This window comes from Actinomyces denticolens (assembly GCF_002072185.1).
In the GTDB taxonomy this organism is placed as follows: Bacteria; Actinomycetota; Actinomycetes; order Actinomycetales; family Actinomycetaceae; genus Actinomyces; species Actinomyces denticolens.
Window position 1 is genome coordinate 1 of sequence record NZ_MVIW01000053.1, and the last position, 13337, is coordinate 13337.

Annotated in this window: 13 protein-coding genes; 6 read left to right on the forward strand and 7 right to left on the reverse strand. The window is 75.5% G+C overall.

From position 1 onward, the window contains the following. Window positions 1-251 precede the first annotated feature (251 nt). Window positions 252-833 carry a peroxiredoxin gene (locus tag B1H55_RS11240; protein WP_073454140.1) on the forward strand — a complete coding sequence of 194 codons (582 nt, stop codon included), beginning with the start codon at window positions 252-254 and terminating at the stop codon, window positions 831-833. Window positions 834-879: 46 nt separating this feature from the next. Then, complete coding sequence (ahpD, locus tag B1H55_RS11245) at window positions 880-1410, forward strand: alkylhydroperoxidase, AhpD family (RefSeq protein ID WP_073454138.1); 531 nt, start codon at window positions 880-882, stop codon at window positions 1408-1410. A 107-nt stretch (window positions 1411-1517) separates the two neighbouring features. Here the strand turns inward: ahpD and B1H55_RS11250 are convergent, their stop codons facing one another. From B1H55_RS11250 to B1H55_RS11275, 6 genes are all read right to left on the reverse strand, one after another. Continuing rightward, window positions 1518-2030 (reverse strand): PH domain-containing protein, encoded by a 513-nt coding sequence (locus B1H55_RS11250; protein WP_073454136.1) that lies wholly within the window; start codon window positions 2028-2030, stop codon window positions 1518-1520. A gap of 106 nt (window positions 2031-2136) precedes the next feature. Then, entirely contained in the window at window positions 2137-2880 is a 744-nt protein-coding gene (locus B1H55_RS11255; protein WP_073454134.1) for an HAD family hydrolase, read from the reverse strand. A gap of 18 nt (window positions 2881-2898) precedes the next feature. After that, the gene (locus B1H55_RS11260) at window positions 2899-4176 is read right to left on the reverse strand and encodes a type II secretion system F family protein (protein WP_073454132.1); all 1278 of its coding nucleotides are present in this window, start codon (window positions 4174-4176) and stop codon (window positions 2899-2901) included. Beyond that, complete coding sequence (locus B1H55_RS11265; RefSeq protein WP_073454130.1) at window positions 4173-5402, reverse strand: TadA family conjugal transfer-associated ATPase; 1230 nt, start codon at window positions 5400-5402, stop codon at window positions 4173-4175. Before B1H55_RS11265 ends, B1H55_RS11260 begins: the two co-directional genes overlap by 4 nt. Beyond that, window positions 5399-6859 carry a cellulose synthase operon protein YhjQ/BcsQ gene (locus B1H55_RS11270; protein ID WP_073454128.1) on the reverse strand — a complete coding sequence of 487 codons (1461 nt, stop codon included), beginning with the start codon at window positions 6857-6859 and terminating at the stop codon, window positions 5399-5401. Before B1H55_RS11270 ends, B1H55_RS11265 begins: the two co-directional genes overlap by 4 nt. Before the next feature lie 205 nt (window positions 6860-7064). Then, complete coding sequence (locus tag B1H55_RS11275; RefSeq protein ID WP_370427870.1) at window positions 7065-8153, reverse strand: Fic family protein; 1089 nt, start codon at window positions 8151-8153, stop codon at window positions 7065-7067. A 48-nt stretch (window positions 8154-8201) separates the two neighbouring features. On the opposite strand from B1H55_RS11275, the gene B1H55_RS11280 reads away from it, so the two are divergent. The 4 genes from B1H55_RS11280 (at window position 8202) to B1H55_RS11295 (ending at window position 12259) form a co-directional block, all read left to right on the forward strand. Beyond that, on the forward strand, window positions 8202-9221 hold the full coding sequence (locus B1H55_RS11280) for a hypothetical protein (RefSeq protein ID WP_143163902.1): 1020 nt from the start codon (window positions 8202-8204) through the stop codon (window positions 9219-9221). Between the two features lie 124 nt (window positions 9222-9345). Then, window positions 9346-11106: a hypothetical protein gene (locus tag B1H55_RS11285; protein WP_080461745.1), complete on the forward strand. Its 1761-nt coding sequence runs from the start codon at window positions 9346-9348 to the stop codon at window positions 11104-11106. Next, window positions 11103-11936 (forward strand): AzlC family ABC transporter permease, encoded by an 834-nt coding sequence (locus B1H55_RS11290; protein WP_231952714.1) that lies wholly within the window; start codon window positions 11103-11105, stop codon window positions 11934-11936. Before B1H55_RS11285 ends, B1H55_RS11290 begins: the two co-directional genes overlap by 4 nt. Further along, window positions 11936-12259, forward strand: coding sequence for a branched-chain amino acid transporter permease (locus tag B1H55_RS11295; protein WP_370427869.1), 324 nt, complete (start codon window positions 11936-11938; stop codon window positions 12257-12259). The genes B1H55_RS11290 and B1H55_RS11295 overlap by 1 nt, the downstream gene beginning before the upstream one ends. Window positions 12260-12269: 10 nt before the next feature. Here the strand turns inward: B1H55_RS11295 and B1H55_RS11300 are convergent, their stop codons facing one another. Next, window positions 12270-13166, reverse strand: coding sequence for an alpha/beta fold hydrolase (locus B1H55_RS11300; protein WP_077240626.1), 897 nt, complete (start codon window positions 13164-13166; stop codon window positions 12270-12272). Window positions 13167-13337: the final 171 nt, after the last annotated feature.

Consider the following 13337-nt stretch of genomic DNA (forward strand, 5'->3'; position numbering starts at 1 on the left):
CCGACAGGCCGGTCCAAGGACACACCCCGCAAACCAGGGGCCGTCAGGTCTCGATTGAGTCAGACCCACCCACCCACAACCAACATAGTGGTCTCGATCGCCACTTCGACCGGTCTCGGAAATAGGGAGGGCTGACTAATAATTTGATATATAGGTGTTGCACTTATCTATCCGAGACTCTACCCTAGGGCCGAACAGAGGGCGTCTCCTCTGGTCGAGCAGCGTTCCATCACCATCCAGGAGGTTCTCCCATGGCCGTTCTCACCATCGGTGACCAGTTCCCCGCCTACGAGCTCACCGCCGTCGTCCCCGGCAACCTCAAGGACGTCGAGGCCAGCAAGCCCGAGGACTACTTCACCACCGTGTCCTCCGCCGTCCCCGCCGGCACCTGGCGCGTCGTCTTCTTCTGGCCCAAGGACTTCACCTTCGTCTGCCCCACCGAGATCTCCGCCTTCGGCGACCTCTACCAGGACTTCGAGGACCGCGACTGCCAGATCGTGGGCGTCTCGGTGGACAACGAGTACACCCACTACGCCTGGCGCCGCAGCCACGAGAAGCTGCAGGACCTGCCCTTCCCCATGGCCTCGGACCTGAAGCGCGAGCTGGCCGCCGCCACGGGCGTCCTCAACGCCGACGGCGTCGCCGACCGCGCCACCTTCATCATCGACCCCAACAACGTCATCCAGTCGGTGTCCATCACCTCCGACTCCGTGGGCCGCAACACCGACGAGACCCTCCGCCAGCTCGACGCCCTCCAGTCCGACGAGCTGTGCGCCTGCAACTGGCAGGCCGGCGCCGCCACCATTGACGCCCTGGGCGAAATGACCCACTGAGGCGCCCCGCCGCGCAGACGACCACCGACGAGAAGAGAAAGCAGATATGAGCATCGACAACCTCCGCTCCGCCCTGCCCGAGTGGGCCAAGGACCTCTCCCTCAACCTGTCCACCCTGTCCCGCTCCTCCACGCTCACCGAGCAGCAGCAGTGGGGCGCCTTCGTGGCCGCCGCCGCGGCGACCCGCAACGAGTCCGTGCTCGTGCAGGTCCTCGAGGACGCCCGCGCCCACCTGAGCGAGGAGGCCATCAGCGCCGCCCTGGGCTCGGCCTCCATCATGGCGATGAACAACGTCGCCTACCGCACCCGCCACTTCCTGGGCGACGCCTACGAGAACGAGCGCATGGGCCTGCGGATGAACATCATCGGCTCCTCCGGCGGCGTCGAGAAGGTCGACTTCGAGCTGTGGAGCCTCGCCGTGTCCACGATCAACGGCTGCGAGCGCTGCATCACCTCCCACGAGGCCACCGTTCGCGGCGAGGGCCTGAGCACCGAGCAGGTCTGGGAGGCCGTGCGCATCGCCGCCACCCTGACCGGCGTGGCCCAGGCCGTCGCCGTCGTCGAGACCATCGGCTGACACTCCGCCGCGCGCGGTCCCCGCATATGACGGATCCCCGTACCGAGCGGTACGGGGATCCGTCATATGCGGGGACCGAGACGGCTGCGGCGCGGGGACTCGGCGGCTCAGTGGTCGGGATCGACGTCGATCGCCCCCTGAACATCGTTGAACAGCAGGTTGGAGATCTCGACCTGCACGGTGGCCACGCTGGGGACGTCCTCGAGGATGAGGGGGTCGCCCGCGCTCGTCTCCAGCCGCAGGGTGCCCGCGCCGAAGACCCGGTCGGTCAGCGCCCGGTCCTGCTGGACATCGCTGATGCGCGACAGCGGCAGGTCATGGCCGCGCTTGTTGAGGATGCCCGAGCGGGTGATGACGCGCTTGGAGGTGATCGTGTAGGTCGTCGTCGCCCAGGCCAGCCAGGGCAGGAGGAACACGGGCACCGAGACCGCCAGGACGATGATCCACACGGCGAGGTGGCTCCACGGGGACCAGTCGCCCGGCAGGAGGATCGAGGCCGCGATGCCGACGGCGATGAGGACGACCTGCGCGATGATCCGCCACAGGAGGACCTTGGGGTGGGTGTGCATGTGCCGGACGATGACCTCGTCCTGGCTCAACTGCTTCTTCGACAATGCCATGGCCCCATCGTGCCAGCATTCACGTCCCGGGGCGAGGCGGCCGGGATCGGCGCCCGGACGACGGCGGGCACCGAGCGGCGAATGGCGGATGAGCGCGCGGGGAGGCTCAGAACTCGATCTCATCGAGGCCCGTGACGGTCGGGACCTCCCTCGATGGCCCCCGGTCACCGCGCCGCAGGTGGACCACCGGCATTCCCACGGCCAGGGCGCCGTCGACGTCGGAGCCGACATCGTCGCCGATCATGAGGGCCTGGGCCGGGGCCACGCCGAGGCGGGCGCACGCGGCGGTGAAGATCGCCGGGTCGGGCTTCGTGGCCCCCATCTGCGCCGAGGCGAACATCTCCCAGCCGGCCACGCGGGCGCCGACGGCGGCGAGCTTCTCCTCCTGGCTGGGAGCATCGCCGTTGGTGAGGTAGGCGACCGCGAGCGGCACGATCGGCTCCCCGGCCCGGGCCGCCCGCCCGCGAGCGGCGCGCAGGGCCTCCAGTCGGGCCAGGAAGGAGGGAACATCGTCGTAGGCGCGCCACAGGCGGCGGTAGATGGCGCGGTAGGCGGCCATATGGGCATCGGCCTCGGCATCGCTGAGATCGCCCCCGCCGGGCACGAACGCGCGCACCCGCGCGCGCAGCTGGCCGCGGAAGTCGAGCTCGCCGGCCTGATAGCGGGCGAAGTGGCGCCGGTCGATGGCCTCCCACAGCTCGGCGGTCTCCTGCGGGCCGAGATCCCAGCCCTTCAGGCCGGAGGCCCATAGATAGGAGGCGCGGTCGGAGGCATATCGGTGGTCGACGAGGACGCCGTCGATGTCGACGAGCACCGCGCGAGTGGACGACGGCAGGCGGAAGGGGCACATGCGCCCAGTCTGCCCTGCTCACCCGGCCAGGATGTCCAATCCGGCGCCCGCGACCACCGGGACGATGCCCAGTAGCACGAAGGCCGGCAGGTGGCACAGCCCCAGGGGGATGACGAGGCGGACGGCGAGCCGCTCGGCGGCCTCCTCATCGGTGGCGCGCCTCCCGGCCCGGATCGAGGCGGCGGTACGGCTCAGCAGTGCCGACGGCGAGGCGCCGTCCTCCCAGCCGGGGCGCAGGCAGTGCTCGAGGCGGCCTCGCGATGCCCGCCAGGCGGCGTCCTCGGGCGCGTCCCAGGCCTCGTCCCAGCTCGCGCCGATGAGGAGGGCGCGGGAGACGACGCCGAACTGTTCCTCGCCGAGCGCCTGACCGAGGGCCGCCAAGGCCCCGGGCAGGGAGGCCCCCGCCTCGAGGGCGGCCGCGGCGAGGTCGAGGACCAGGGCCTCCTCGACCGGTTCGCGCCGCGCCGACCCATGCTGACCGGCCCGCGGCCCGCCCCCTCCGCCCGAGGCGGGCGCGCCGTGGATGGCGGCGCGCACGAGCCTGCTCGTGAGCCGGTGACCGGCGATCATGAGGCCGATCCCGGCCAGGCCCAGCGCGCTCCCCCAGGAACCGCCCAGCAGGAGCTCCTCGGGGTGAGCGCCGACGAGCGACCCCAGGGCGAGGGCCACCAGCGGCAGGGCGGCCAGGAGGCGGGCGGTGGTGCGGGGCCCGGAGAGGGCGGACTGCCGCGAGGCCCGGGCCCGGCCCGCCTCGGAGACGCCCTCGGCGACGGACTCCAGCACTCCGGCCAGTGGCGAGCCCAGGGCGCGGGTGAGGCGGCAGGCGGCGATGGCACCGGGCACGGCGGCCCGCATGGCCTGGTGCGCCGCGACCGCTCCACTGATGGGCGGGTTCCACGCCCAGTGACCGCAGTCCCGCCGCGGCAGCCACGAGGGCCCGGGAGCGCGGGCCAGCACGGCGAGGGCGGGTGGGGAGCCGTCGTCGGCGGGGGTGAGGCCCGCCGCCTCCGGCAGTCCCGCGCGGCGCAGCGCTCGGGCCCAGGCCCGCTCGGGGGTGGCCCCGGCGCGCAGCAGGGCGGCGACCTCGGTGAGGGTGAGCCCGATATCCTCCTGCGCCCCGCGGGCCAGGCGGGCCCGAGCTCCGGCGCGGCCGGTTCGGTCACCCGCATCGCCCTCGCCCGCGACTCCCGGCGGCGGGCGCATCTCACGACGGGCGGGCAGGAGGAGAACGGCCACCGCCGTGGCGATGAGGAGAGCCGCGAGGAGGGGTGCCGAGCCGCCCGATACGCCGCTCATGATGGCTCCCCCTCCCCGCCGGGAGCCCCGGCCGGCGCAGTCCCTCCGGCGATGAGCGCGAGCAAGCCCTCATGGGCCGGTCCCGTTCGGACGGAGTCGTCGGGCCGGACGCGCAGGGCCTCATGGCAGGCCAGGCGGCCGTTCCTCTCCCGGGAGAGCAGGCCGAGGGAGGAGACGCGGCGCCGCGCCCCGGCCGGGCCCGCCTCGCGCCGCAGGTGGATGACGGCGTCGAGGGCGCTTCCCGCCTGCGCGGCCACCGCGATCTCGTCGAGGCCCGCGAGCGCGCCCAGGGCGGTGAGTCGGGCGGGGACGTCCGCCGGGGAGTTGGCGTGGAGGGTGGCCCACCCGCCCTCATGCCCGGTGTTGAGGGCGGTGAGGACATCGCGGACCTCGGGGCCGCGGCACTCCCCCAGGACGATGCGGTCGGGCCTCATGCGCAGGGCGGTGCGAACGAGCGCGGTCATGGGGACGGCGCCGACACCCTGGACGTTGTCCCCGCGCTCCTGGAGGTGGATGACGTGGGGGTGGTCGGGGGCGAGCTCGCTGGCCTCCTCGATGCACACGATCCTCTCATCGGCGGGCACGAGGCCCAGGAGCGCCGCGAGGAGGGTGGTCTTGCCGGTCCCGGTGGCGCCGGTGATGAGGCAGGAGGCCCGCCGCTCCACGAGCGCGGCGAGGACGCGATCGAGGCCGGGGGCGATCGTCCCGGCGTCGACGAGCTCGGGCAGGGTGAAGGCGCGGCGGCGCTTCGTGCGCAGGCAGATGAGAGTGCCGTCGGCGCTCAGCGGTGGGAGGACGGCGTTGAGGCGGGTGCCGTCGCCCAGGGTGGCGTCGACGATCGGGGCGGCGTCGTCGAGGCGGCGCCCGGCCGAGGCGGCCATGCGCACCGCCAGCGCCCGGGCCTCGGGCTCGTCCAGGCGCGCCGCGGGGACGGGCTCGAGGCCGCTGCCCCGATCGATCCAGGTCATGCCCGCGCCCACGAGCACATCGGTGACGCCCTCGGCCTCCAGGAGGGGTGTGAGGGCGGCCCCGGCGCCATCGACGTCGGCGTGGACGAGGCGGGTCAAGGAGGCGATGCCCGTGGCGCCGGTGGTGGAGGCGGCCCCCTCGCTGAGGGCCTGGCCGAGTCCCGCGCCCCGGGCGAGGGCGCCGCGGATGCGGGTGAGGTCCGGGGCTGTGCCGTGGCGAGAGGGGCGGGCGCCGCGCGGGGCCGGCTCCGGGCTCATGGCCGGCCCTCCTCCGACTCGGCCTCCCAGGGGGCTCGCGGCCTGGCGGTGTCGCCGTCCTCCAGGATCCGGAGGGCGAGGGAGCGGACGGCTCGGCGCAGGGGACCGCGGCTGCGGGCGGGGTCGTCGCCCCGGGCGATGCGGGCGGCGATCGAGTGGTCCGAGGGAGCCCGCCCGAGCACCTCAGCGCCGGTGAGCCCGGCGATCTCCTCGGGGGCGAGGTCCTCCCCGAACTGACGCAGGACCAGGCCGAGGCAGCGTGGCGCCTCATCGCGCCGCTCTCCCGGATCATCGGCAGCCACAGGGCGGGCGCCATCCGCCTGCCCCGACGGCGCCGGCGCCCCGGCCCCGCCATCCCCTCCGGCGCAGTCGTCCCAGTCGTCCCGGGGAGCCCCGTCGGCGCCTGCCTCCCGGGCGGACCCGCCCGCACCCAGACGGGCGACGATGGACTCGGCGGCCTCTGCGGAGCGGACATCGCATCCCATGACGATGATGACCCCCGCCCCTGGCGGGGGCGCGGCGCCACGGGGGAGGTCGACCAGGACGACGTCGTGACAGGCCACGATCGCCGCCAGTGCGGCGGCGGCCTGCCGGGCGCTCACCGGGCCGCCGCGGGGATCGCCGGTCAGGAAGCGGATCCCCGACCAGCGCGGCAGGGCCTCGGCGAGGCGCTCGGGGTGGTAGGCGCCCTCCCGCTCGGGGAGGTCCCTCCAGCGCAGGCCGGGCCGGACGCCCTCCCCCATCATGAGGTCGATGCCGCCGGCGGGGTCGAGATCGACGATGGCGACGCCGCGCCCCTCCGCCGCCATGGCCCGGGCCAGGAGCAGCAGGATCGTCGTGGTCCCCAGTCCTCCCCTGGCCCCGGTCAGGGCGATGACGCGGGCGCGCCCGGGGTGGCCCGCGGCGATGATGAGGGAGGCCAGTGCCCCGGACTGCGGGGCGTCGAGCGCCTCGTGGAGGGTGACGGCGGAGATCCCCGGGCGGCGCGACAGGCTCTCCGCCAGGCCGGGGAGGTCGTCGGGCACCAGGATGAGGGCGTGGGCGGCGCCTGTGCGGCGGCGCAGCGCCCGCGTGCGCTGGGCGAGATCGGAAGCCGCCCGGGGCGCCTCGGGATACGAGCACACCAGGGCCTGGGGGTCCAGGCCGGTGCAGGCCAGGACGATATCGGCGGCCCATCCGGGCAGCGGTTCCTCCGGCGGCCCGCCCTGATGCTCGGGGCGGAGCAGGACGGCGACGACGACGCCGTCGGCGAGAGCGTCCCCCGCGGCCTCCCCCGGCGTCCCGGATCCCCGCTCCCCGCGCTCCCGCAGGGGCCGGTCAACAGGATCCTCCCCCCGGGGCCAGCCGTCCTGGATGCCTCCCGTCCCCCGGCCGCGGGCGCCGAGGGAGGGCGCTCCCGGACGGCCGTGCAGCGCTGGGAGGCCGGGATGGGTGGAGCGGGGGGCGGCGTGTCGCATGGTGGGCTCCTTCGCGGGCGGATCGGCGGGGCGCGGTACCGCTCCAGGGTCGCCCACCCGGGATCACCCGGGGCGATGGCCTCCACAAGAAGGGCCGAAGGCCGCGCGTCCGAATGCGTGTGGTTCCCGGCCGCCGAGCCGGGCCGCGCCCGCGGCCGGGCGCGCCCGTGACTGGGCGGAGCCGAGGGGCTGCGCCGTCACCCGCTCACTCCGCGCGCCCCGCCTGGATGGCGCGGCACAGCCCGACGCCCTCCGTGATCCCCACGAGGATCGCCTCGGCCTGCCAGACCGTCCAGGCGATGACGCCCTCGGCGTCGCCGCGCGCGTAGGCGGCCGCCGCATCGCCGTAGGCCCCGGGGGCCCGGCGCGCGTATGCGTCGGGGACGGCCACCCCGGTGGGCTCCAGGCCGTCGCGGGTGATGAGGTGTCGCACGAGGAGGCGCCCCAGCGCCGCGTTGCCGGCCGTGAAGGGACGGGCGGCGATCATCTCGCCGTGGACGACGGCGGCGCGCACCAGCGCCGGGACGCCGGGAGCGGCGATGATCGCCAGGAGGGCGTTGAGCCGCTCGGCCAGGGCACGCCCCTGCGGGGCGGCGCCGGGTCCTCCCTCGCGCGGCGCCGCGCCCGGCGCCCCGGGGCCTCCTGCGCCGCTCGCGCTCCTATTCGCCCGCGCGCCGGCGGTGCCCCTCTCCCACGGGAGCGCGGTGCGCGGCACGGCGACCTCGTCGAGCCCGATGGCCCCCGAGGCCGCCAGCGGACCCGCGAGGTCGCGGTGCAGGCCCGTCAGGAGGGATCGCGGGGAGGGCTCGGCGGGGCGCGACTGCCCGCGCAGGTCCGGCATGTACCCGGTCAGTCGCACGCCCGCGCGCCAGATCCCGGCGACGGCGTCGAGCGAGGGGTCCCCGCTCAGCGGCCGGTCCAGGCCGCCGGCGGCCACGCGCTCGCGCAGTGAGGGTGCGCTCACCAGCGCGCCCTCGATCGCGCCCGAGGCGATGGCCCCCCGGATGGCGGCTTCCGCCCGGGCCTCGCGCCAGCGCCGTCGCAATGCCTCGTGCCAGCGCAGTTCCGCGCTGGCCTCGCGCACCGCCTCCTGCGCCCGGGCGACGCGAGCATCCTCGGCGATGGCCGCCAGGGCGCTGACGAGGGCGCGATCGGCGCCTCGCGCACCGCGATCCCCCGTACCGGCGGCGCCCGCCGCGCGATCGGCGCCCGCCCCTCCGGAGTCCCCAGGGCCCCCGGAACCACCCGGGCGCCCGCCCGGAGCGCCCGCCGACCGGCCGATGCCCGCTCCCATGGTGATCACGGTGCCACTCTACGGGCAGCCTGGAACTACGCTGTGCCGGTGACCTCCTCGAGATCCCTTCCCCAGGGCGCCCGTCCCAGCGCGGCGCAGTCGCCGGGCGCCGGTGCTCCCTCGCCCACTCCCGTCGACGGCCTCCCCCGCGCGCCCCAAGGCGGGCCCGCGGGCGCCCCGGCACCGCGCGGGCGCCGCCTCGACCACATCGCCGCCGCAGTGCTGGGCGCCGCGATGGCGCCCCTCACCCTGGCCCTCACCGGGCTCGCCGGCCAGGCCTCCTCACAGGGCCGCCTGCTCGTGGGGGTGACGCTCCTCGTCGTGCTCGTGGTCGTGAGCACGGCGGTGCAGGCCGCCTTCGGCCGGCGCTCCTCCCTGGGCGGCCTCATCGGCGGCCTCGTGGCGCTCGCCGCCCAAGCGGCCATCCTCGCCTCCAGCGAGCGCGCCGCCTCCGCGCCGCAGGCCTGGGCCCGCCAGCTCATCCCCACCGGCGCTGTCCTCATCCTGGCGGGGCTGCTCATCGGCGGCTCCTTCGGCCTGCGCCGCGCTCGCCGCGCCGGGCGCGCCTGGGCCCGCCTCTCCGCGCGCCTGGGCCGCTCCGACCAGGAGCAGGGCAGCACGCCCGCCGCGCCGCCATCGCGCCGCAACGACCACCTCTTCTCCCTGGCGTGGGTGACCGCCTGCTCACTCGCCTCGATCGCCCTGGCCGACCGCGCCTACCCCTCGATGGTCGCCAGTGGCGACGCGCCGGTCCCGCCATGGGCGCTGGCGGGCATCCTCCTCGCCTCGATCGGGGCGGGCGCCGGCGTCACGCACTCCTCCCTGGGCGCCAGGGTGGCGGGCCCGATCCTATTCATCGGCGCGATCCCGGCGTTCCTGTCCGCCTCCACCTCCGGTCAGGGCGCTCTGGTGCCCCACCTGACCACCGACCCCACGGCCAGCGCAGTCCTCATGCTGGGCGCCGTCGTGAGCGCGATCGGCTGGGGGGCCCATGTGGCGCGCCGCCAGGGCATCGCCGACGAGAAGGAGTCCTGGGCCGACCAGCGCGCCGTCGCCCTGGAGGCCTGAGCCGGGCCATGAGGCCGGATCGGCGCGGGACGCCGGGCCCGTGAGCACCCTCCGCGGGCGACCGGCACGCCTCCCGGGCCCGGTGCCCGCCCGCCACTACGGTGGTCCCGATGAAGGAGGCCCCGTGACCACCCATAGTCCTGACCAGCCCGACGAGCCCGGCAGCGCCAGCACCCCCGAGCAGACCATCGAGTCCCTCGACTCGGCGGATCAGCCCGCCCCTTCCCCGGAGATGCCCGCCCCGGCACCCGTCATCGGGGAGAACGGGGAGATCATCGCCGTCGGCGGCCCGAATCTGCCCGATGGGCTGCCCGGAGCCATCCCCCCGGGCACCGGCGCGGCCCTCGCGGCGCGACGGGACCAGGAGGCGCGCCCAACCGAGGGCCCGACGGACGACGATGACTCCCCGGGCCCGCAGGACGGCGGGATGCTCGACGAGGCGGCCGACGACGCCGTCGGCCAGGGCTTCGCCGAGCTTGACGAGGAGGCCCTGGCCACGGGCCCCATGACCTACCCGATGGGCCGCCCGGCCGCCGACCCCTTCCGCTCGGATGAGGAGATCGAGGCCGAGCACGAGGCCTCCGAGCGTGCCCGCGCCCGGCGGGACGGCGCGCTGACCGACGACGCCGACGGTGAGGGCTCGGAGGATCCGGCGGGCGCGGCTCCCGCGACGGGGCCCGAGGGCACCGCCGCCTCGGCCGCCGCCCAGACCATCGCGGTCCCTCCCCCGCTTCCCGGCGCGCCCATCCGGCGCCGCAGCCGCCCCCGCGACCCGGATGAGGAGCGGGAGTCGACGGCGGTGCGGCGCCGCTCGCTGTTCCCGCCGACGGCCCCCGCCCAGGAGACCGCGGAGGACGACTCCCCGATCACCGATGGCGGTCGGCCCGCGGGGAGCGCTGAGGAGGCCGGGACCGAGGACGGCGCCACCACCGCAATCGCAAGCAGCGCCACCAGCGCCCTGACCGGCGGCTCCGCCCCCACGCCCGGCGCCGGCACGCCCGCGCTGCGCGGCGAGGAGGCCGGCGCCCCCGTCGGGCCGGAGTCCTCCGGCTCGCACTGGACGAGCAAGTCCAGCTGGACGCCGAGCCCGTCCTCCAGCCCTCTTCCCCCCGCGCCGCCGCTGCCCTCCTCAACGGTCGCGCCGGTGGTCTCGCCCGAGGAGGCCCCGGACTGGTCCTCTGTCATCGCCCCGGAGGCGACCGACGATGAACCCGGCGCCGTCGGCGCCCCCACCCGCTCCGGCAGGCGCGCCGCCGCCTCCGCCGCGTCCCCCGCGGCGGCCCCCACCCGGCGCCGTCGCCGCGCGGAGGCCCGGGAGCAGGCGCCCGCCGATGAGGGGGCCGGCGTCGACGACGACGTGCTGCTGGACGGCTCGACCGTCGTCGGCAAACCGGCCTCGCGCTTCGGGGCGCACTGGGCGGGGATCCTCATCGCCGTCGTCCTGCTGCCCCTGTCCTGGTTCTTCGGCCACACGGCGCGGCACGCCTTCGGGACCACCGCCGCCCGCAGCCCCGAGGGCGCGATGAGCGTCAACGGGGTCATCGTCATCGCCCTGAGCGCGCTCTGCCTGGGCGTGGGCCTGTGGATGGCGCGCCGCTCGTCCCTGGGCACGATCCTCGTGGGCGCGCTGACGGCGCTGGCGGGCATCCCGGGCCTCGTCGCCCCCGCCGCCACCCACCGGGTCCTCGAGCAGGCCCTCGGCGCGGCGGCCGACCGCTCCTCCCTGGGCAAGGACCTCCTGGAGTTCCTGTGGCTCGATCTCTCCCGGGGCACCTTCCTCCTGGTCGGGATCGTGGTGCTCATGGTCGGGATCGTCTCGCACTCCGCGCGCCGCGCCGGGCGCCGTGAGCAGGAGGTCATCGACCGCGTGCGCAAGGCCTCATGACGTCTCCCGCGCCCGCCCCGATGGCGAGTGCCCGGGACGCCGCCCGCGATGCGACGCCGATCGTCGTCGGCTATGCGACCCTGGGCCTGGCCGCGGGGATGCTGCTGGCGGCCGAAGGCCTGGCCTGGTGGTGGGCGCCGGTGTGGAGCGTCGTCATCTACTCGGGCACGATGCAGATGCTGCTCGTGCCGCTGGCCGGCGCGGGCGCGCCCCTGGGGGCGATCGCCGCCTCGACACTGTTCGTCTCCGGGCGGCATGTCTTCTACGGGCTGGGCTTCCCCCTGGACCGCGTGCGCGGCCGGGCGCCGGCGCGCCTGTACGCCGTCCACGCGATCACCGATGAGGTCTACGCGCTGCTGTCCTCCAAGGACCGCCGGGCCATGTCGGGCAGATACGTGCTCACGGTCGAGATCATCAGCCACTCCGCCTGGGTGACGGGCACGACGGCGGGGGCGCTGGCCGGTCGTTGGCTGGCGGATGCGATCGGCGAGAGGATCGGCCTGCTGGGCTTCGTGCTCACCGCGCTGTTCGTGGTGCTCGCGATCGAGAACTGGCGGGCCCACCCGGATGCTGCGGCCCTGTGCGTCGGACTCGTGGCGGGGGCGGTGGGGCTGGCCGTGAGCGGTTCGGCGGCGCTGCTGAGCGCGCTGGGAGTGCTGGCCCTCGGTCTCAGCGGGCTGTACGCCGTACGACGCCGTCGCGCGCCCGGCGCCGGTGGTCGCGGCGGTGGCCAGGGCCTCGATCACGGCGGCGCGGGACGGCCCGGCCCGGAGGCGACCGGCCGGGACGCGGCGGACCCAGGTATGGCAGATCCGGACGGGGGCGAATGATGCCGCTGTCGAATCCCGGGATCGCGATCGCCGTCGTCGTGGTGGCCGCGATCACCCTGGCCTGCCGCATCGCCCCCTTCGCGCTGCTGCGCGGGAGGCGCTCGCCACTGCTGGCCTTCCTGGCCGGCGCCATGCCGCTGGGAGTCATGATCGTCCTGGCGGCCTACACGCTCGACGGCGTGAGCCCGGCCCCGGCGTCCTGGCTGCCCGCCGTCGCCGGCATCGCGGCGACCGCCGGGCTGCACCTGTGGCGCCGCTCGATCGGGCTGTCGCTCATCGGCGGGACGGCCGTGTACGTGATGGCGAGCCTGGCCCTGGCCTAGGCACTCGCCCTCAGAGGGCCGGGGAGATCTCGGCGAGGAAGGGAAGGATCGCCTCGACGAGCTCGTCGGGAGCCTCCTCGGCGGGGTAGTGCCCGATGCCGCGCAGCACCGCCTTGCGCATGAGCCCCGAGACGTGGTGGGTGTCGCGGGCGTGGGCCTGGGCGGGCTGGACCGGGTCGTTCTCCCCGTGAATGGACAGCACGGGCACGACGATGGGCGCGGCCAGGGCGGTCATCTCAGCGCGGCGCAGGCGGCTGCGCTTGACGGTCTCGATGGCGCAGCGCGCGGCGCCGGGCCGGGCGAGGAGATCGGCGTAGTAGTCGGAGGACTCCAGGACCCGGTCCACCCGGCCGTGGCCGACCCAGGAGCGCAGGACCCTCTCCATGCCCTGGTGGGTGGTGAGGGCCCGCTCGGGCAGCGCGGGGATGCGCAGGCTCAGCTGCTGCAGGGCGGTACCGGAGAAGAAGGCGCGGCCGCGCAGGGATCGCACCGCCACGGGGTGCGGGGCCGCGACCGGCACGATCCCGGCGACGAGGTCGGGGCGCATCCCGGCCATGACCCAGGCGACCTGCCCGCCCAGGCCCGCACCGACGACGGCGGCCCGCTCATGGCCGAGGGCCGCGACGACGCGCACGGCGTCATCGGCGAGGGTGTGCAGGTCGTAACCGGAGGGGGGCCGGTCCGAGCCGCCGAACCCCCGCAGGTCCAGGGCGGCGACGCGGTGCCCGGCCTCCGCCAGGCGCGGGATGACGCGGCGCCAGGCCCACCAGCACTCCGGGAAGGGGTGCAGCAGGAGGACGAGTGAGGCGGAGTCCTCGGGCCCGGCCAGAGCGGCGTGGAAGCGGGTCCCACCGGCAGTGAGGTCGCGATGGGTCCACGGGCCGGGGCGAGCGATGGCGACTGGCATGCCCCCACCCTATCGGCGTCCCGCCTCCCCCTCCTATCACCTCTCCCTATAAGCGAGACCGGTCGAAGTGGCGATCGAGACCACTATGTTGGTTGTGGGTGGGTGGGTCTGACTCAATCGAGACCTGACGGCCCCTGGTTTGCGGGGTGTGTCCTTGGACCGGCCTGTCGG